The 19,501-nt window shown below is 66.2% G+C and carries 19 protein-coding genes; 11 read left to right on the top strand and 8 right to left on the bottom strand.

What is annotated here, in order from left to right; translation table 11 throughout:
• Positions 1–32: 32 nt before the first annotated feature.
• Together OHB12_RS16385 and OHB12_RS16380 are read right to left on the bottom strand one after the other, a co-directional pair.
• A complete protein-coding gene (locus OHB12_RS16385) occupies positions 33–2,291 on the bottom strand; it encodes a heavy metal translocating P-type ATPase (RefSeq protein ID WP_327120457.1) in 2,259 nt (752 codons plus the stop codon).
• Between the two features lie 13 nt (positions 2,292–2,304).
• The gene (locus OHB12_RS16380; protein ID WP_327120455.1) at positions 2,305–3,096 is read right to left on the bottom strand and encodes a zf-HC2 domain-containing protein; all 792 of its coding nucleotides are present in this window, start codon (positions 3,094–3,096) and stop codon (positions 2,305–2,307) included.
• A 315-nt stretch (positions 3,097–3,411) separates the two neighbouring features.
• On the opposite strand from OHB12_RS16380, the gene OHB12_RS16375 reads away from it, so the two are divergent.
• The gene (locus tag OHB12_RS16375; RefSeq protein ID WP_327120453.1) at positions 3,412–4,902 is read left to right on the top strand and encodes a benzaldehyde dehydrogenase; all 1,491 of its coding nucleotides are present in this window, start codon (positions 3,412–3,414) and stop codon (positions 4,900–4,902) included.
• A gap of 18 nt (positions 4,903–4,920) precedes the next feature.
• Here the strand turns inward: OHB12_RS16375 and OHB12_RS16370 are convergent, their stop codons facing one another.
• Together OHB12_RS16370 and OHB12_RS16365 are read right to left on the bottom strand one after the other, a co-directional pair.
• The gene (locus tag OHB12_RS16370; RefSeq protein WP_327121171.1) at positions 4,921–6,285 is read right to left on the bottom strand and encodes a flavin monoamine oxidase family protein; all 1,365 of its coding nucleotides are present in this window, start codon (positions 6,283–6,285) and stop codon (positions 4,921–4,923) included.
• A gap of 192 nt (positions 6,286–6,477) precedes the next feature.
• Entirely contained in the window at positions 6,478–8,064 is a 1,587-nt protein-coding gene (locus OHB12_RS16365; RefSeq protein WP_327120451.1) for a carboxylesterase/lipase family protein, read from the bottom strand.
• Between the two features lie 94 nt (positions 8,065–8,158).
• On the opposite strand from OHB12_RS16365, the gene OHB12_RS16360 reads away from it, so the two are divergent.
• On the top strand, positions 8,159–8,341 hold the full coding sequence (locus OHB12_RS16360; protein ID WP_327121169.1) for a helix-turn-helix domain-containing protein: 183 nt from the start codon (positions 8,159–8,161) through the stop codon (positions 8,339–8,341).
• A 138-nt stretch (positions 8,342–8,479) separates the two neighbouring features.
• Here OHB12_RS16360 and OHB12_RS16355 read toward each other — a convergent pair whose 3' ends face one another.
• The gene (locus tag OHB12_RS16355; protein WP_327120449.1) at positions 8,480–9,049 is read right to left on the bottom strand and encodes a TetR/AcrR family transcriptional regulator; all 570 of its coding nucleotides are present in this window, start codon (positions 9,047–9,049) and stop codon (positions 8,480–8,482) included.
• A 106-nt stretch (positions 9,050–9,155) separates the two neighbouring features.
• Here OHB12_RS16355 and OHB12_RS16350 point away from each other — a divergent pair, with 106 nt between their 5' ends.
• Positions 9,156–9,848 carry a class I SAM-dependent methyltransferase gene (locus OHB12_RS16350; RefSeq protein WP_327120447.1) on the top strand — a complete coding sequence of 231 codons (693 nt, stop codon included), beginning with the start codon at positions 9,156–9,158 and terminating at the stop codon, positions 9,846–9,848.
• Between the two features lie 99 nt (positions 9,849–9,947).
• On the opposite strand, the gene OHB12_RS16345 is transcribed toward OHB12_RS16350, so the two are convergent.
• Positions 9,948–10,859: an alpha/beta hydrolase gene (locus OHB12_RS16345; protein ID WP_442800101.1), complete on the bottom strand. Its 912-nt coding sequence runs from the start codon at positions 10,857–10,859 to the stop codon at positions 9,948–9,950.
• Positions 10,860–11,264: 405 nt separating this feature from the next.
• On the opposite strand from OHB12_RS16345, the gene OHB12_RS16340 reads away from it, so the two are divergent.
• Both OHB12_RS16340 and OHB12_RS16335 read left to right on the top strand, forming a co-directional pair.
• Entirely contained in the window at positions 11,265–11,849 is a 585-nt protein-coding gene (locus OHB12_RS16340) for a TetR/AcrR family transcriptional regulator (RefSeq protein WP_327120443.1), read from the top strand.
• A complete protein-coding gene (locus tag OHB12_RS16335) occupies positions 11,842–13,050 on the top strand; it encodes an FAD-dependent oxidoreductase (RefSeq protein ID WP_327120441.1) in 1,209 nt (402 codons plus the stop codon). Before OHB12_RS16340 ends, OHB12_RS16335 begins: the two co-directional genes overlap by 8 nt.
• Before the next feature lie 41 nt (positions 13,051–13,091).
• Here the strand turns inward: OHB12_RS16335 and OHB12_RS16330 are convergent, their stop codons facing one another.
• Complete coding sequence (locus tag OHB12_RS16330; protein WP_327120439.1) at positions 13,092–13,427, bottom strand: DoxX family protein; 336 nt, start codon at positions 13,425–13,427, stop codon at positions 13,092–13,094.
• Positions 13,428–13,586: 159 nt separating this feature from the next.
• On the opposite strand from OHB12_RS16330, the gene OHB12_RS16325 reads away from it, so the two are divergent.
• The gene (locus OHB12_RS16325; RefSeq protein ID WP_327120437.1) at positions 13,587–14,576 is read left to right on the top strand and encodes an NAD-dependent epimerase/dehydratase family protein; all 990 of its coding nucleotides are present in this window, start codon (positions 13,587–13,589) and stop codon (positions 14,574–14,576) included.
• Here OHB12_RS16325 and OHB12_RS16320 read toward each other — a convergent pair.
• Entirely contained in the window at positions 14,573–15,448 is an 876-nt protein-coding gene (locus tag OHB12_RS16320; protein ID WP_327120435.1) for a hypothetical protein, read from the bottom strand. The two genes, OHB12_RS16325 and OHB12_RS16320, sit on opposite strands and share 4 nt — an antisense overlap.
• A gap of 686 nt (positions 15,449–16,134) precedes the next feature.
• Between OHB12_RS16320 and OHB12_RS16315 the strand changes: the two genes are divergently transcribed.
• The 5 genes from OHB12_RS16315 to OHB12_RS16295 all read left to right on the top strand — a co-directional run bounded on the left by OHB12_RS16315 (position 16,135) and on the right by OHB12_RS16295 (position 19,463).
• Complete coding sequence (locus OHB12_RS16315) at positions 16,135–16,635, top strand: DNA-directed RNA polymerase subunit beta (RefSeq protein WP_327120433.1); 501 nt, start codon at positions 16,135–16,137, stop codon at positions 16,633–16,635.
• A complete protein-coding gene (locus OHB12_RS16310) occupies positions 16,628–16,873 on the top strand; it encodes a hypothetical protein (protein WP_327112768.1) in 246 nt (81 codons plus the stop codon). Before OHB12_RS16315 ends, OHB12_RS16310 begins: the two co-directional genes overlap by 8 nt.
• Before the next feature lie 281 nt (positions 16,874–17,154).
• Positions 17,155–17,334 carry a hypothetical protein gene (locus OHB12_RS16305; RefSeq protein ID WP_327120431.1) on the top strand — a complete coding sequence of 60 codons (180 nt, stop codon included), beginning with the start codon at positions 17,155–17,157 and terminating at the stop codon, positions 17,332–17,334.
• 127 nt (positions 17,335–17,461) lie between these two features.
• Complete coding sequence (gene rfbB / locus OHB12_RS16300) at positions 17,462–18,472, top strand: dTDP-glucose 4,6-dehydratase (RefSeq protein ID WP_327120429.1); 1,011 nt, start codon at positions 17,462–17,464, stop codon at positions 18,470–18,472.
• A gap of 1 nt (position 18,473) precedes the next feature.
• On the top strand, positions 18,474–19,463 hold the full coding sequence (locus tag OHB12_RS16295; protein WP_327120427.1) for an ATP-grasp domain-containing protein: 990 nt from the start codon (positions 18,474–18,476) through the stop codon (positions 19,461–19,463).
• Positions 19,464–19,501: the final 38 nt, after the last annotated feature.

Raw genomic sequence — 19,501 nt, 5'->3', positions numbered from 1 at the left:
TGTCGCGGCGCAGGTCGATGCGACCACGCGGGTCAGCAGTCCGAACGAACGCGGCGCAGGCGCAGACTGTTGGAGACCACGAAGAACGACGAGAACGCCATCGCAGCGCCCGCGATCAGGGGATTCAGTAGGCCGAGCGCCGCCACCGGGATAGCGACGACGTTGTAGCCGAACGCCCACACCAGGTTTCCCTTGATGGTGCGCAGCGTCGCGTGCGCCAGCTCGATCGCGTCGGTAGCCGCGCCGAGGTCCTCGCGCACCAGGATGACATCGGCGGCGGCGATCGCGACGTCGGTGCCCGCGCCGATCGCCATGCCCAGGTCGGCCGTGGCCAGCGCCGCGCCGTCGTTGATGCCGTCGCCGACCATGACGACCCGATGCCCCTGTTCCTGCATGCGCGCGATCAGCTCGACCTTGCCCTCGGGCAGCAGTCCGGCGACAACCTCGTCGATGCCGATCTCGTCGGCGACCGACTGTGCGGCATAAGCGTTGTCGCCGGTGAACATGAGCACGCGCAGGCCGAGCCGATGCAACCGCGCCACAGCGGCGGCCGCGGTGTCCTTCACAGTGTCGGCCACCGCGACGACCGCGACCGCGACCTCGTCCACTGAGACCAGCACGACCGTACGGCCCGCCCGTTCCTGACGGCGCACCGCACGCGCCAGCGCCTGCGGCACATCCACCCGCTGCTGCTGGAACAGCCGCAGCCTGCCCACCTGCACTCGTACGCCGTCCACGGTCCCGCGCGCGCCTAATCCCGTTAGCGCCTCGAAGGATTCGACCGGTGGCAGGGTGTCGAGCAGCTGCCGCGCGTGCCGCGTGATCGCCGCCGCGACCGCGTGCTCGGAGGCCGATTCCACCGCACCGGCCAAGCGCAGCACCTCCGCGCCGCTCCGTGTGCCCTCGACGGTCACCGTGACAACACTCATCGCCCCGTTGGTGACCGTGCCGGTCTTGTCCAGTACCACAGTGTCGATGTCCCGGGTGGCCTCCAGCGCTTGGTGACCCTTGATGAAGATGCCCAGCTGTGCACCGCGTCCCGATGCCACCAGCAGTGCGGTCGGGATGGCCAGGCCCAGCGCGCACGGACAGGCAACGACCAGCACCGCCAGTGCCGCCGCGGCCGCACGGGCGCCCCCGTTTTCGGCTATCCACCATGCGCTGAAGGTCATGCCCGCCACCAGGAACACGAACGGCACGAACACCGAAGACACCCGGTCGGCGACGCGCTGCATGCGCGCCTTGCCGGTCTGTGCCTGCTCGACGAGCCGGATCATGCCCGAGAGTCTGGTGTCCGCCCCCACCGCGGCGGCCTCGACGATCAGCCGTCCGGTCAGTGCGGTGGTGCCGCCGATCACCGCCATACCCGGCATGACGTCGACCGGAAGAGATTCCCCTGTCATGGCCGAGGCGTCGACGCTGGATTCGCCCGCTGTCACCAGTCCGTCGGTGGCGATGGTCTCCCCGGGCCGCACCATGAATCGCTGCCCCTCCACGAGTTCGCCGATGGGAACCCGCATCTCGCGGTCGTCGCGGGTCAGCACGGTGACCTCGCGGGCGCCGAGTGCGGCCAGTGCCCGCAACGCGCTGCCCGCCGACCGCTTCGCCTTCGCCTCGAAATATCGCCCCGCCAGCACAAACGCGGTGACACCCGCGGCGACTTCGAGATAGATGGCGTCACTGGCCCAGATCGCCGCCCAGACACCGTCCGGCGCGGGTCCGGTCCGGGTCGGGTGCAGGTACATCGTGTCCAGCGACCACAGTGTGGCGGTGAGCACGCCCACCGAGACGAGGGTGTCCATGCTCGCCGCACCGGCCCTGGCGCCCGCGAGCGCGCGGCGGTGGAACGGCGCCGCGGACCACAGCACCACCGGAAGAGCCAGCACGGTGAGAATCAACTGCCAGCCGGGAATCCTCGTGGACGGCAGGCTGGCGAACATCACCGAAAGGTCGGACAGCGGGAAGAACACCATCAGCGCGACGACCAAGCGCCGCAACAGATCTCTGACCTCGACGTCATCGGAGGTGGAGCTGGGCGCCCCTGCGTGGTCGGTGCTGGGCGACGCTCCGTAGCCCGCCGCGTCCACCTCCGCGCACAGTTGCTCGGCGGTGACACCCTCGGCCGCGTCGATCGTTGCCACGCCGGTCGCGTAGTTCACCGACGCGGTGACGCCGTCGACCTTGTTGAGCCTGCGCTCCACCCGGGTCGCGCACGCGGCACAGCTCATTCCGGTGACCGCGAGCGAGATCCGGGCGGGCGCTTCGGTTGTCGAGGCGAGCTCGATGGTCATGCGAGTCCGTTCACTATGCCGCGGGATCCTGGGTGGAGTGGAGATGGCTGGTGCGCTTGCCCAACTGGGCGCTCGCGGGCAGGACGAGTTCGGTGGGCGCGCGGTCGCCGACCGGCGGAGATGTCTCAGGTCGTCGGGTGCGGTGGACCACGGCGACCAACGCGAGCGCGACGACCAACACACCGTGCGACGCGACGCGCGACAGCGGCACCACGCCGGAATGCAGATCGGCGACCACGAACGCGCTCAGCGCGGCGACGAGCGCCGATAGCACGGGCAGCACGCCCGCGGCAGCATGCGGCCGGACCGCGCAGTAGAGCAGTCCGATCCCGACGGCCAGATTCCACGCTGTGCTCTCGTTGACCAGGTGGCGAGTCGCCTCGGTGCCGTGCTGGCTCATCCCGAAGTCGAGGCTGGCGAGCTGAGCCGGCGCCAGCCCGACCTGGAGGACGCCGAGCAACCCGAGCAGCAGACGCGTCAGCCCGGCACGCGAGCTGGGCACGAGCGCGCGCAACGACGACGCGACCGTGCGCCGCGGGCGTTGCAGCTCGGCGGCGGCGAAGATCGCGTCGGTGCGGTCGGGCGCATTCGATCGGCTGCCACGCACCAGTTTCGAGATCTCCGCGGCCGCGACGTACCAGGAGCAACACTCCGGGCACCGCGCCAGGTGTTCGTCCACCCGAGCTGTGGGAACGGTTTCGCGCTCGCCGTCGATCCGGGCCGACAGCGCCGTCCGGCACACTTTGCACTCCACGTGCAGATTGTCGTCCATTCCGACACCGAAGTTCCCGAGGGCGTCAGGCATTCGATCTCGACGTCATCGCGGTTGCCGACCAAGCCTTCTATGAGCCGGCCGCATGACCGAACTACGAGGCGACCGAACAAGGAGGATCGGTGACTCCACGTGGACTGACTGAGCGGGACGTAATGCACCATCAGCCGACCAGGCCTAGCATCGCGAATGGGAACGGCGAAGAGGTCGCCACCACCCTCTCCCCGCTCAGTGCCGAAGCGTCCGCCATCCATGACCGGCACCGAACTCGCAGTCGACGGCGGCTACACCGCTGGTGCCCCCTCCCGCCGCGTAAGTCGGCGACAACCTGAGAGAAAGGGGAGCTGGATGAACGGCACGGCACGGCCCGCGGAGCGCGTCGGATTGCTTGACGAACCGTCGTGGGAGGGGCGAATCCTGCTCGGGGACTGGGTGCGGGGACGAGGCGGGGTGGCGCCCGTCATCGAACCGGCGACCGGCTCCACGCTCGGCCGCGTCGGCCATGCGACGGCCGAGGACGTCCGGGCGGCTGCCCAGATCGCCGTGCGCGCTCAGCGCGACTGGGCTGAGCGGCCGTACCATGAGCGCGCAGCGATCTTGCGCCGTGCCGGGGATCTGTGGCATCGGCATGCCGAAGAGATCTCGCCATGGCTGATCCGGGAATCCGGGTCGGTGCCGGCCAAGGCCGAGTTCGAGATCGCGCTGGCGGCGCAGGAGTGCTACGAGGCCGCCGCGCTGGCCGCCGCCCCGCACGGCGAGGTGTTGCGCAGCCGGCAGCCGCGGCTGAGCTTCTCCCGACGGATTCCCGTGGGAGTTGTCGGGGTGATCGCCCCCTACAACTTCCCCGTCGTGCTTTCCAGTCGCGTGGTGGCGCCCGCACTCGCGTTGGGTAACGCCGTCATCCTCAAGCCCGATCCGCGGACCTCGGTGTCCGGAGGTGTGACGATCGGTCGGATCTTCACCGAGGCCGGTTTGCCGCCCGGTCTGCTCAGCGTGTTGCCAGGCGGTACCGGCGCGGGCGCCGCGCTGGTCGCCGATCCGGACGTCGCGGTCATCGCCTTCACCGGCTCGACCCGGGGTGGTCGCGAGGTAGCCGTGGCGGCGGCGCGCCAGCTCAAACGCACCCACTTGGAACTCGGCGGGAACTCCGCGTTGATAGTGCTCGACGACGCGGACGTCGAGGTCGCCGCCGCGGCGGGCGCGTTCGGTTCCTGGTTCCATGCCGGGCAGATCTGCATGGCGACCAGTCGCCATCTGGTGCACGCCTCGATCGGTGACGAGTATGTGGCGAAGTTGGCAGCCCGCGCGGAGAAACTCACCGTCGGCGACCCTGCCGCCGGGCCGGTCGACCTCGGGCCGCTCATCGACGCGACGCACTGCGACACCGTGCACCGTATCGTCACCGACACCGTGGCCGCAGGTGCCAGGCTCGTCACCGGAGGCGTCCACGACGGCTTGTTCTACCGACCGACCGTGCTGGCCGACGTGCCACCCGATTCCCCAGCGGCGACCTCGGAAATCTTCGGCCCGGTCGCCCCGGTGCTCACCTTCTCCACACTGGACGAAGCTGTGGAGCTGGCCGGTGACACCGGCTACGGGCTCTCGCTCGGCGTGATCACCCGCGATGTCATGCGTGGACTCGCGCTGAGCGACCGGATCCCCGCTGGTCTGGTGCACATCAACGATCAGACGGTCAATGACGAGGCCGTGGCTCCGTTCGGCGGCGTCGGCGACTCGGGCACAGGCTCTCGTCACGGCGGCGCCCAGGCCAATCTCGACGCCTTCACCGAAGTGCGATGGACGACCATGCGTGCGGATCCGCCGCCCTATCCGTCCTGAACCCGAATAGACGATCTCTCAGGCCACGGTCGCGGTTTCGTGTTCCATCACTTCGATCGCTGCTCGTTCACCTGAGCGAATGGCGCCATCGACCCAACCACACATGGCGGCCGAGCTCTCGGTTCCGGCCCAGTGAATTCGGCCGCAGGGTTTGCGCAGGGCATGACCGAACTCGGTCAGCACACCGGTTGGTGCGTGACTGAGCATCCCGCCACCGGAGTAGCGCTCGACACTCCAGTTCTGCTCGATGTAGTCGACGGGGGATCCGGCCTTGTCGCCGAACCGCTCGACGAGTTCACCGAGTATCGCCTTCCTCCGCTCGGCCTCATCGAGCTGTCCGATCTCCCGCGCGATCGGCCCCTCGGTGATGACACACAGAACCCCGGGGCGCGCGGTGTTCGTGCAGGCATCGATGGTGACGGTCGCAGGAGATCCCGGCTTGGCGGACTGTCCCGACAATCCGTCGCGACGCCAGAACGGCTCGTCGTACACGACGGAAATCTTGAAGATCGAGCCGCTCGGCATCCGCTGATGCAGGAACGACCGATCGACCGGCAGCATCGGGTCGTACCGGATCTGGCTGGCGATCGCCAGGGGAACCGCCACGATCACCCGGCGTGCGTGGACGGTCATCCCGTCGGAGCGTACCGTCACCCCGTTGGCGTCCTGATCGATGTGCCGGACCGGCTGCGACAGGCGGATCGAGTCGCCGATCTGGGCCGCCATCGGCCGGTAGATGGCCCCCATGCCCCCGACTGGTCGAGCATCCTGGGCCGCGTCCTTGACTCCCAGAACGAAGCCCGGCCCGCCCCCCGACGCCATCTGATACAGCACGAAGAGTAACGAGACCTCCGAGGCAGCCGAGGTGTAACAGCCCGCGATGGCGGTGTCGAGGAGTTCATAGGCGGGCTTGGACAGGACGTTGCTGTCCAGCCAATCCGCCAGGGTGATCTTGTCCCACTCGTCGGCGTCTTTCGCCGCCCACGGAGCTTCGATCGGAACCGACTTGCACATCTGTCCCAGCTCGACGAATACCGCACCGAGGTTCATCGCCGCCCAGGGGCTCATGGTCCACGGAATCGTGCCCGTGTAGCGGTGCTGCTTGCCGTCGACCACCATCATGGCCTCGCCGTCGGTGTACTGCTTGTAACTCGGTACCCCGAACTCGTCCATCAATGCGTAGATCCGGTCCTGCCCCGGCCCTATCCAGGCGCCACCACGATCGATCCAGGTCCCGTCGTCGCGCACTTCGGTGAATGTGCGCCCGCCGAGCCGGTCGCGGGCTTCCAGCAGCGCCACCGATCGGCCCGCCTGTTTCAGCCGCAGGGCGGCAGTCAATCCCGCGAATCCCCCACCCACCACACAGTAATCGACGTCTGTCATGGAGTGCCGCCCTCGTGTTGAAGTTCTGCGCGAGGCCAGGGCGGCCGGGCGCACTGCTGACCGCACCCTCGAGGCAACAGGTGCGAATCGCCTTCGATCAGGCCTACTCACCGAATATTCAGCAATTCTATAGCAAACTTCGGGGTCGGGTCTGCGGATCATGGGGAGCCATCGGTTCGGTGAAAGGCCGAGTCAGCGTGGGCGTTCGGACCAGAATCCGCAGTTGTGCCTGGCGCTGAAGTCTTGGGACATGGTGCTGCCGCTTGCCCGCGTGATCAGTACCGGCCCTTCGGGGCTCGTTCCCGGCCAGGCCGACCATTGGGGTGAGTCGGGGCCGTTCGGGTCCCCGGTGTGGGCGAAGGTGCTCCACCATCGCTGCATTTGTCGGGAAAAGGCGTCGGATGGTCCGATCCATAGGATCGGCACGCTCATCATGCTGCTGAACAGGTAGGGCAGTTCAGCGGCGTGGAAGGCGCCGGGCAGCACGGGGTTGGCTTCGCCGAGTGGTGCTTCGTCGAATTCGTACTGCCACACGGGATGTCCGGTGTCGCGGGCGGCGCGGCTGATGAACCGCTGGGGGCATGCGAACAAACCGTCGGTGATGACCGCGGATTGGGCGGCCGCGGGTGAGGGGTATCGGTCGAGCGGGTATCGGTCGAGTACTTGGTCGGCGTAGGTGGCGAAATATTGGCGGACATAGCGTTCGTAGCTTGCGGCATCCGGGATGTGACCGAGGGCGTAGTCGGATCCGGCGACGAACAGTGCGCCTTCGTTGCTGTTGCTTCCGACGATGAGGGGCTTTCTTCGACCGGCTCCTCGGGCGAGTGCGGTGTCGAGGGTCTGGGCGACGACAACGCCGTCGATGCTGGGTGCCCACATCTGTGGTAATCCGTCGAACTGGGCAACCGGTGACTCCAAAAGTTTCCCGGCGGGCAGTGCGCGCAGGCATGCCAATTGCGTCCCGGGATCCCCGCATCCGACGCTTCCGGCGTAGTGCTGTGAGCGTGCGAAGGCGTTGTCGCGGTTGCTGGGCGCGAAGGGGGATTGTGCGCAGGATCCGCTTTCGATGATGGCTTTGTCGAAAAGACCATCGGAGGCGGGTGCGGCGAAGTGTGCGCAGACGCTTGCGGCGCCGGCCGAATTACCGAAGATCGTGACGTTGGACGGATCGCCACCGAACGCGCGGGCGTTGTCGTGCACCCAGCGTAAGGCGGCTTGCTGATCCTGAATGCCGACCGTTCCGGTGGCGCCACCGGACTCGGCGGCCAGTCCGGGTAGGGACATGAATCCGAATGGTCCGAGACGGTAGTTGGGGATGGCCACGATGACATTGCCTCCGGCGACCATCCGCGCGGGCGCGTCGTATTGGCTGTTGGAGCCGTTGGTGAAGCCGCCGCCGTAGAAGAACACCATGACCGGCAGGTTTCTGTCGCGCGGCCCGCCGGGCACGTATAGGTCGATGGACAGGCAGTCTTCGCTGGTGGCGCCGATCGGTGGGATGCCGGGCAGGAATCCGGTCTGTGGACACTGCGGTCCGTGACCGAGGGCCTGCCGGACGCCGGGCCACGGTGGTACGGGCTGTGGTGGGCGGAATCGCGCTTCACCGCCGGTGCCTGCGGCAAACGGGATTCCCAGGTATTTGGTGATTCCGTCGGCGGCGAAGCCGGAGATCTCGCCGCCGGTCACGACCACGTCGGGTGGGGTTGCCGCGACCCCGGGCGCCGGAGCACTCGCGAACGAGAGACTGGTTGCTACTGCCACGTAGATAGCGGATCGCATGATCGAACGAATCATTGCTGCCCAATGCCTTCGATGTTGTCGCTGCGGTCGGCGGCGAAAGGTTTCCGGCGTCGGGACGCCGCGGTAGCGGGCGCTGATCGGATGGGGTGCCGCTCAGTGGCCACCACACACGCACGTCAACACCGTGGACTATCGGCTCAAACGTATGGGTCGACGCACCGGTATCGACCCGTCTGAACCCAATAGGCAGTGGTACTGCGACCCGCCCTCATCGGCCCGCGGTCACCAGCAGCCCCATGCTCGAAGTACGGCCTGACCGACAGCGCATCGACCAGCCAGACCAGCAGCATCGCATCTCGGACAGACGTTACAGCGGTCTCCGGCGCGTGGACGTGCACGGCGCGGAATGCGAGGATGGCGTGGCGAAGACGGCCTTTCATCCGCCGACGTTCGTTCAAGAGCAACTCGGGGGCACGTGTCGTGCGAGGCCGGCCGTGCAGAGAGATTCGAACCGGCGCCATGCCGCCGCGGGCAGGGTGGGGTCGGTGCGGTCGATGACTGAACCGAGTAGTCCGACCAGACCCCAGGACAGGAAGGTTATGGTGTCGGCCAACTCGTCGGCGGGCATGTCCAGTCGGCGGTCCATGTGCTCGTGCAGGATGCCTGCGACGGTCTTCTGATAGCTCCGCAACACGACAGCGGTGCTCTTCGGGCCGATCAAGGGCTGGTAGACATCGGGATAGGCGGCGGCCAAGCCGATCATGACCCGCACAGGCGCCCAGGGGGTGTCGCGGTCGGTGCGCGCCTGAGCGATCTCGCGGCGCAGGAATTCGGTGCAGCTGACGATCAGCAGGTCGTCCTTGTCGCGGTAGTGGGCGTAGAAGGTGGAGCGACCGACGTCGGCGCGGTCGATGATGTCGCTGACGGTCACACGCTCGTACCCGCGCTCCATCATCAGCTCGATCAGGGCCCGGTGCAGCGCGTCCCGGGTCCGGCGCACCCTGCGGTCGGTGGTCGTGGCCATAGTGGTCTCTCGTCGCATGGACAGTTTCGGCGGATCCGTCCGGAAACGAACGGATCCCGCCTATCTGATTCTGGTCGCCGCCACGCACGCGGCAGACGATGAGCGCATGTCCCGTACTGAACAAGTGCTCACCCCCATGTTCGTCGACGACGCAGGCACCGGCATCGTTATCGCCGGCCTGCGGCGCTACAACCTGTTCACCGCCGCGTTCTTCCTCGGACGCCACGCCAGGCTCATCGCCGAACTCGCACACGTCAGTGGCGCAGGCACGGGTCATGACGTGCTTGACATCGGTTGTGGCCCAGGAAAACTCGTTCGTGCACTCGGTGCCCTCGTCGGCCGGGAGGGCACCGCGGTCGGCGTCGACCCCGCATCTTCGGCCGTCGACTACAACCGGCGGCGCGACCACTTCCCGAATCACCGGTACGAGCAGGCCACGGCGCAGGCCCTGACGGTCCCCGACACCTCGTTCGACGTCGTCACCTGCACCTTCGTCATGCACCACATACCCGAACAGCACCGCTCCACCGCCATCGAGGAGATGTGGAGGGTGCTGCGCCCGGGTGGACGCCTACTGCTCGCAGACGCCGACCCGTCCGACCGGATGCGGTCGGCGCTGACCCGAATCAGGCGACTCACTCGCCGCGGCGAGGAACCGGTCGATCCATTCGCCGACGTCGATATCCGCCGCTACGCCGAGACTGTGCGCGCGGTCGGGTTCGACGAGCCGGAGTTCGTGCGGAGCAAGTACTCGACGGGAATTCTCCTCGCGGTGAAGCCCGCGGACTCGGCCGTCTGAACGACCGGTCATCTCGGAAGGACGTCCCGGTCGCAATTCGGAACATGCTGCTCGCGGGATATCACGACGAACCTGGTGATCCGACCGGTATCCGGTGTTTCACGCACCGAGCGCGCGGGCCAGGTGCGGCCAGGAATCGTGCAGGTCGGTTTCGAACTGCCCCCAGGTGTGCGAGCCTTCCGGGCGGTTGACATGGATTGCGGGCAGCCCGAGTTCGGTGAGCCTGCTTGCGAAGGCGCCGGTGCACGAGCTTGCGATCGCTTCGATCGGCGGGAAGGGTAGTCCGCCTTGGTCGATCGCGCCCGGAGTGCCGGAGGCGGCTGAGAGGTAGATGGTTTTCCCGGCGAGTGCGGTCGCGTTGGCGAACGCGTCGTGCGCCTGCCAGATCGCTGCGCCCGGCTCGCCCCACATGTTCGCAGGGTTGGCTCCGCCGCGGATCACCTGGGCGCTGACCATGGCCATACCGACAGGGTCCGACGCCCAGGGGCATCCGCTGTAGGCAGCTACGGCGTTGTATACGTCGGGCGCCTGGATGGCGAGGTCGACCGCGGAGGCCGCGCTCATCGATACTCCTGCGATGGCGTTGCGTCGGGTGGTGCCGAGGTGCGTATCGAGGACCGCCGGGAGTTCCTGCGTGAGATAGGTTTGCCAACGATTGCGGCCGACGGCCGGGTCGTCGGCGAGCCAGTCGGTGTAGAGGCTGTAGGCGCCTCCGATCGGCATCACCACGTTGACATGTTTGTCGGCGAAGAACTCCCGGACGTCCGTGTCGTCCCACCAGGAGATCCCGTCCACCCCGCCACCGATTCCGGTGAGCAGATACAGCGTGGGCGCCCGGCCACCGCCCGCGGCCCGAATCACCCTGTTGGGCACCACACGGTCCATCGAGGGCGAGTAGACATCCATCCGTGATACGGAGCCGCCCAACGGCGCTTCCTCGACCACATGCGGCCCCGCCGGGGTGGCCGCGGCAGGCCGAACGGACAGGACGAACACCGCCACCGAAACCATCAGTGCGCTGCCGAACACGGCCAAATACCTTGAAGCGCTCACGATTCCGTTGTACCCCGCGAAGATCACCTGCACGCTGTATTCCGAAAAAACCTGCGGCGGTAGGCGATCCGGAATTCCTCGCCACCCCCACCCCGGCTGCCGCCGAGCGACTCAGCGACCGGCGCTGACACCACCTGGCCAATCAGCGCACAACGCCACCGCCTCGGCCGGAACGTTCTCCGCGGACAGCGGGGAATTACCAAGTCGCCCTCGTCGTCCAAGCGGACCGGCCCGTCGTCGGCGGCGAGGGTCTGCTCCCTCTCGCCCAGTGCTGTGTGCAGCTCGTCCTCCGCCGGGTTGCGTGCCGGGGCTGTCTGTCTTACGGTACATTTGTTGAATGAACGTTTAGTCAATCGAGGTGAGATGGCTACAAGACGCGAGCAGGCCGAGCGGCGGCGGGAGGATTTGATGGACACCGCGTTGGCGGTATTCGCCGACAAAGGGGTGGATGGGGCCTCGATCAAGGACATCGCGGTCCGAGCGGGAGTCACGCCGGGGCTTGTGTACCACTACTTCGAGTCGAAGACCGATCTGATCACCACAGTGCTGCGGGAGCGCGGTTTCGTCCCGCGGTTGCGAGAGCTGCTCGCGGGAACCGCCGATCAGCCCGCCGCCGAGGTGCTCCGGCGGGTTGTCGCGGGATTCCAGCAGGTTCTGTCGGAGAACGCGCAGCTGGTGGATCTGTTCTTCACGGCGAGCCGTGCGCATGACGAAATCCGCACCGCCATGAACGATTTCGTCCAGGAGGGACAGTCGATGCTGACCGACTACCTTCGATCCAGAGTCGAAGCGGGGGAGCTGCGGCCGCACGACTGCGGCGCGGCGGCGAATGCGTTGTTCGCGGCGGTGGCGGTCGGCGCGCGGAGCACATCGGCGACCGATGTCGACGAGCTCGTCGACATCGTCTTGTTCGGTGTTGTCGCACAGGGGGCCGAGATCAATGGGTGAGGACACGACCACGTGCTGTGTGGTGGGCGGTGGGCCCGCGGGAATAATGCTGGGACTGCTACTCGCAAGGCGGGGCGTGCGGATCACCGTGCTGGAGAAGCACGCCGACTTCCTGCGCGACTTTCGGGGCGACACCATCCATCCGTCGACGCAAGAGCTGATCAATGAGCTGGGTTGGCTTGAGGAATTCCACCGCCTCCCGCATTCCAGGATGGACCAGGTCACCGCGTCGGTAGGCCACGACGTGGTCAGCATCGCGGATTTCCGCCGACTGCAGGTGAGCAGCCCGTACATCGCTTTCATGCCGCAGTGGGAATTTCTCGATTTTCTCGCCGCGAAAGCCACGTCCTACGAGACGTTCCGGCTCGTTCGCCGCGCCGAGGTCACCGATCTGATCATCGAGAACGATCGAGTGTGCGGAGTGCGCGCCGACACCCACGAAGGCCCGCTCATAATCAGAGCCGATCTGGTGGTCGGTGCGGACGGCAGGCACTCCGCCGTGCGGCGGTCGAGTGGGCTGCGGCTCGCGACGAGTTCCCCACCCATGGACGTGCTGTGGTTCCGGCTTTCCCGCACACCGAGTGACCGTGTGGAGTTCTTCCAGAGCGGCAAGGGGGCGATGGTTGCCATCGACCGCGGAGACTACTGGCAGATCGCGTACACCATTCCGGCCGGAGCGTACGCCGCGCTACGTGAACGCGGAATCGCCGAACTACACCGCAGGATCGTCGCGCTGGCACCCGCCCTACGCGACCGGATGCACGAGCTGCGGGACTGGAACGACGTACACGAACTCTCCGTTCGCGTCGACAGATTGACGACCTGGTACCGCGACGGCCTGCTGTGTATCGGCGACGCCGCGCATGCCATGTCACCCGCAGGTGGTGTCGGCATCAACCTCGCCATCCAAGACGCCGTCGCGGCCGCGAATCTCCTCGGCCCACCACTGTCGGCAGGCGGTGTGACGACCCGCCACCTTCGCGCGGTCCAGGCGCGCCGCGAACTACCGGTCAAACTGACCCAGGCATTCCAGGTGGCGATTCTTCGCGACCTCTACCCGAAACGCCTCGATGACGATACGCCGCCGCGCACGCCGTGGATCTTCCGCGCATTCAACGCACTGCCGCCCCTGCGCTACGCCATGGGCCGATTCATCGGACTGGGCATCCGCCCGGAGCACATCGACGCCGCAGACAGGTGAGGGCGCCGAAAGGGCGAGTGCTGCACTCGCCCTTCGCGCTGTCAGACAACTCCGTCGGTGCGGACCACGGCCTGCGTGAATTCGGCGGCACCGCCGCCTCGTCGCCCGAACCGAAGCGCTCCGGCCGCCCACAGCGCGACGCCGATGTACAGCACCTGCTCCGGGATCCGCGCCCACAGGGGTGTCGCGGGTGCGCCGTTGAACGGGACGTCGGACACGGCGACGTAGATGTTGGCGGGCAGCATCACGAGGAACAGCGCGACAAGCCCGAGCCCGGCCGGTCGGCGGGTGTTCGCGACGAACAGGCCGACCGCGCCGAGCAGTTCCAGCGCTCCGGTCAGGTAGATCAGGCTGGGAAACGGCACGAACGGCGGCACAAGGGCTCCCGGGCCTGCTGCGGCAACGTCGATTACGCCGAAAGCGAGCGGCGTCGCCCCGTCCGGATTGACCGACTGCCCGCGCAGCGCCTGCCAGGTCAGCGCTGGGACAGATGGTGTGGAAGTTGATCGCAGATCCGTGGCAGACAGAATGGTTGGGTGCGGGTTCTTGTTCTCGGCGGATCTCGGTTCCTGGGTCGTGCTGTCGTCGCGGCAGCTGTTGCCCAAGGGATCGACATCACCTGTTTCCGAAGAGGATCGACGGGTGAAGCGCTACTAGGTGCCCGGCTGATCCGAGGTGATCGGACACGTCCGGACGACGTTGCTCGTCTCGCCGAGGCCGGTCCCTGGGACGCCGTCATAGACACCTCGGCCTACATTCCTCGTGAGACGCTCGGCATTGCTCAGATGCTCGAACGCGTGGTCGGCCAGTACGTGCTGGTCTCGACCGTCTCCGCTTATCGTGGTTGGCCCGTCGAGCCGATCACCGAGGAGTCGCGGGTATTCGATTGCGCGTCGGATGCCGAGCATGGGTCGGCCAGCTATGGCGCGCTGAAGGCCGGGTGTGAGGCTGCAGTACTCGAAGCGATCGGGCCGGATCGGACCGTCATTCTGCGCCCGGGCGTCATCCTCGGGCCACACGATTACCTCGGGCGACTCCCGTGGTGGCTACGTCGCATTGCAAGAGGGGGCCGTGTGCTGGCGCCCGGTAATCCCGATCGGCGTATCCAGCCGATCGACGTGCGCGACGCTGCCGATTTCGCCATTCACGCGGCAGGCCTTCCGGCCAACATTTACAACCTCACGTCGCCTGGCGCCGAAACAATGGGTGATCTACTCGATGCCTGCCGGCTCGTCACCGGCGCACATGCCGAACTCGACTGGGCCACCGACGAGATATGGTTAGCGGCACAAGGGCTCACACCGTGGACTGATCTGCCATTGTGGCGCATTGACCGCGGCGTCTGGCAAGTCGACTCGACTCGCGCGAGAGACACCGGACTAGTTGCTCGCCCGATCGCGATGACAGTCGCCGATACCTGGGAATGGTTGAGCAGCGACGCATCGGATACCGAATCTGATGGCGAGAACGGCATCTCGGCTGAGCGAGAGCAGGAGTTGCTGTCGCTCTGGGACAAGAAGCGTTAGGACCCGGCGGGCAGCGCCGGGCGCGGGATCGCGCGTGGCAAGCTGGTAGCGGTGAAATCTTCGACCGCTTCCCCAAGGGACCGCGCCTCATGCGCGCCATGGAATCGCTCGGCACCGATAAGGCGGCTCAGCGAGTGCGCTCGCTGAGCCAGTCGGTCCGTACGCCGTGCGGCGTCAACTGCCAGGACAGGTGTGATCGCGTTTTGGGCTCCGGCGAGGTCCCCGAGCAATACTCGGGCGGTGGCGAGATCGGTTCGCGCTGCCAGCACGCCAAAGCGTTTCTCTTCAGACCCCCGAACAAACAGGTCCAGGGCCGCCATGCTTTCGGCTTCTGCTCGGTTACCGTCGCCGAGTGCGATGTATGCCGATGCGGCGCACACCGAGTAGCGCAATCGGTCGAACTGCATCTCACCGCCCACTTCGTCGAACAGCGGATCGTTGCCTGCGCGGTCTAGTTCGTCGCCCGCGGCGTTCAAATGTTGCCCGACCTCATCTCGTGCGCCGATCGTTGCCAGTGCGCGAGCATTCAACGAGTGCAGTTGAGCCCGGACGGTGCTCGCAGTCGCGAGTAGGAGCCCGTCACTGGCGTAATTGACGGCCTTGCGGGACCGGCCGGACCAATACGCGACCGTGGCCAGTAAGGCATGGGCCCAGCCTTGTAGTGATGGGTGGTCGATGTACCGCCCGTACGTCAACGCCGAGCGCGCTTGTTCCTCGGCGGAGTCCGCGAAACCCAGATCGAGGCTGGCGGCGGCGATTAGTCCGCAGATTTGGCCTGCAATGAGATACAGCTCCGCCATCTGGCGCGGCTTTTTCGTGCGATCGAGCTGTTCGTAGACACGATTTCGCATCGCAACGAGGTCGGGCAGCATGGCGAGGGTCGGTGTCGTGTTGAAGCGCCGAGCGGCTTGCTCGACCTCACCCTGGAGATGTTCCAGCGCTGAAGGGTCGATGGCGGTCGCTGCAGTGTCGAAAGCGTGGTCGGCGGACTCGCGTCCAGCAGTCACAATCAGTTCCTCCGCAGTAGGTTTGGCAGGGGGCGTGGTGCGGCGTGGTGGACCGAGTAGCGATTTGGCCGGTTCCTGAAACCAATGCTCGAGTACCCGCCGTGACGCCTGTCTGGGCTTCTCGGCGCCGCTGACCCACCGGTGAAGCGTGGATGGGCTCACCGCTGTGTCCTCGCCGAGCTCGGCGGCAACGCGATTGAACTCGCGCTCGAAGGCCGTCGGCCCAAGGTCCCTGGATCGCATGATCTGTTCCAGGCGTGTGCGTGCAGGTTGCTCAGTCATTGCCATACCTCCTAGACCTCGACCCTCAGATTAGGACGCTCTCGGTGCGGCGCGCCATGGGCGAGACATTCCGGGAAGAAAACGGGGCCAACCGGGATGGTTCCGGGATGGCACCGGGCTTGTGTCTGCGGTCACAGTTTGTACAGCACCCGGCGCCGCCTCGATGCCGATGCCTCTGAGCGGCACACCGATAACAGTGAGCTGCCTATCGGTGGCGCAAGCTCCTCGGCGTCGGGTGCACCTCACACGACGAGTAGGGAGATGCGGGGATGGGGTTGGACGACACACGGGTTTCGCCGCTGGCGCAGGCTGATACGCCGACGACGCGGTGCCGCTTCTATCGGCAGAGTTGTGGGCTACCGGCCATTGTTCAGCCGGAGCTGGGCGGGCGCATCATCGTGCCTGCGGGCAGTGTCGGCGCGATCACCATGCCGATGCGGCTCGGCGGTGCGGTGAAGAGCCGTATGCAGAGTCAGGGGGTGCGGTTGGGGCCGATTGTCTCGCATCCGCGTTCGAAACGGTGGACGTTCATCGTGGTGCCGGACGTACCCGACGAGACGACGTTGTTCGCCGAGTTGTTTCGGCTCAATGTCTCCGTCTCCCGCGTGGGCGCGCAGATCGCGTTGCCGTCGCCGGTCGCCCGCAGCGCCGGATTCCGGGTCTGGGTAACGCCACCTCGCGACGAGTTCCGCCCGTCGGGAATGGCGGTGGTCGAAGCGATTCGCAACTGCGACGGACCGGCATCCCGGAGAGCGGCAGTGCATGCCTGAGGCAGCGCCTGGGCCGTCGATTCGGTTGTCGGCCTGTGTGGGTGCGGTTTTCGACGCTGACGTCCTCGTCTTCGTTGGGTGCTCACGCTGCGTCGGTGTGGCTCCCGTAGCCGATGGCGTAATCGGCGAGCACACCGGACTGGCGGGCAACGGCTGCTCCTACACCGGCGCCCGTGTCATCGATGACCTGTTCAATCCGGGGCTGGCGACCGACGAGATCGGATGCGGTGATCGGTGATGGATGCCGATCCGGTGCTGGCATCTCTCGATGACTCACGGCGAGCGCAGGACGACCGACAGCGCCATGACAATCCGCATTGGCCGGTGCGGAGCCGACACGATGCCGTGGCCGCGATACACCAGCATCGGGAGTGCGCCGACAAGCGCGGCGAACAGATCGCATGCGCGACATTCGTGGCCGCTGTCATCGTGACGCGCAACGACTTCGAGTTCTTTCGAGATCGTGGCCGGTGAAAGATCGTGAACACCAATGTATCTCCGCTACCAGATGATGCTGACGTGCACCTGAGTGTGTCTTTGCACGGCGTGCGATTCGACTACATCGCGTGTGTCACTGCCGCGATCGTGTTCGTGCAGGAATGGCGTTACAAGCACTTCGAGGATGCCGTGGAAATTCTTCTGGGTGGCGCAAGCGGGTTGCCACGTCTTCCGAACGAACGCCTTTATCTGGATCTCTGAATTGTGAGGTAGCGAAAATGTGAACTACGGCCGTAAGCGTTACGCATTCCGAACGTTATTGCAGGCCAACCTATTTAAGGTTCAGCTCGCCAGCTGAGACCACCATTACCCCCGGGGGAGGCAACGCATGGAAAAGGTATTGGTTACGGGCGGTGCAGGCTTCATCGGAAGCCATTTCGTCAAGCGGCTGCTGAGATCGGATGACACGGCTGAGGTGACGGTTCTCGATGCTCTCACCTACGCCGGTCACCAAGCGAATCTGGGCGCAGCGATGCTGTCTCCTCGGCTGAGCCTGGTGGAAGGCAATATTCTGGACGTGAGGCTGGTCGATGACCTCGTGCAGGCGCACACCGCGATCGTGCATCTGGCGGCCGAGTCGCACGTCGACCGGTCCTTCTTCGAGGCGGGCAATTTTCTGAGCACGAATGTGCTGGGCACGCATATCTTGCTCGACGCTGCCATGCGGTGGGGCATCAGCAAGATCGTGCACGTGTCCACCGATGAGGTGTACGGCCCGCTGGAAGAGGGGGCGGCATCCGAGGACTGGCCGCTGGCCCCGACCGTCCCCTACGCCGCGTCGAAAGCCGCATCGGATTTGGTCGCACGGTCGTATCACCGCACCTATGGCGTCCCCGTCTGCATCACTCGCTCGAGCAACAACTACGGCCCGAATCAGCATCCGGAGAAGATCATTCCGGCGTTCATCACCTCGCTGCTCAAGGGCGAGCAGGTAACCCTGCACGGCGACGGCGGCCATATCCGCAACTGGCTCCATGTGGAGGACAACTGCGCTGGACTGGAGCTGGTGCTGCGACACGGGGAACCCGGTGAGATCTACAACCTGGGTGGTGGCACCGACCTGACGAACTCCCAACTCACCGGCCACGTCCTCGCCGAGCTCGGCGCTGGCTGGGATCAGGTGCGGTATGTGGCCGACCGTCGCTCGAACGACCGCAGGTACGCGATGACCTGGGACAAGGTCGCGCAGTTGGGTTACCGACCGGAGCAGGTATTCGCCGACGGGCTGGCCGACACAGTGCGCTGGTACCGCGACAATCCCGACCGGTGGGCGCCATTGCTCCGTAACCCGGCTGCGCCCGTGCCGTCGATCCGTCTCGACACGCTGTCAGGTGAGTGAGATGCCCACCGAAGGCTTGCACCGGTTGCTCGTCACCGGCGTCGGTGGTCAACCGGGATTCGACCTGGCCCGTACGCTGATCGCCCGCGGTTTCGATGTCATCGGAACTGATGCAAACCCACTCGCCACCGGGTTGCGGCTGCCGGGCATCATCGCCCGCCAATCACGACCGGCTCTCGGTCCCGAATTCGCGGCCGACCTGCTGGAGTTGTGCCGGAACCTACGGCCTGACGCGATGCTGTCTGCGGTTGAATCGGAGTTGCCGCAACTGCTTTCGCTTCAACCAGAGCTGGAGAAGATGGGAGTTCGGACATGGTTTCCGCCGCACCGTACCGTCCGAGCCTGCCTGGACAAGGCGGAGTTCCACCGGATCTTGACCGCGTCCGGCATCCCGACCCCGCGCACGTGGTTGCCGCACCAGGTTGACGACATTCCCGACGGGTGCGCGCTGGTCGTCAAGCCACGCAACGGGCAAGGCTCGCAGAACATCGTCTTCTGTGAAACTCCAGCGCAGGCTCGAGTGTTGTGCGAAGTGGTTCCCGATCCCATCATTCAGGCCCGAGCCGACGGCCGTGAGTTCACCGCCGATTGCCTGGTGGACCGAGACGGACATGCGTCTGTGATCCTTCGCTATCGCCTACTCACCAAAGGCGGCCTCTCGATGGTCAGCGTCACCTTCCACGATCCCCAGGTAGCCGACCAAGTCGCCGCAGTACTGGCAGCGGTCGGCGCGAGCGGACTGTCCTGTGTGCAGGGCTTCCTGCGTGAGGCCATAGGCCCGGAGCGGATCGTCGTAACCGAGATGAACGCCCGCGCGGCGGGCGCATTTCTACTTGCCGAGGCGGCGGGCGCCGACCTCGTGGGACAAACCCTTGCCGGGCTGTGCGGCCACCTCGTCGACCACTCTCGCTTGCGATACAGGCCAGGTATTCAGCTGACCAAGTACGTCGAAACCCTCACTGCGGAAGGACCTTCCGATGCACACCTTTGAGCCCGCGAGCAGAAACGCCACACCATTCCTGCACGGAC

It is taken from the genome of Nocardia sp. NBC_01730, assembly GCF_035920445.1.
Taxonomy (GTDB): domain Bacteria; phylum Actinomycetota; class Actinomycetes; order Mycobacteriales; family Mycobacteriaceae; genus Nocardia.
Note: the sequence above shows the minus strand (reverse complement) of the source record. Positions and strands in the feature narration are given on the sequence as shown.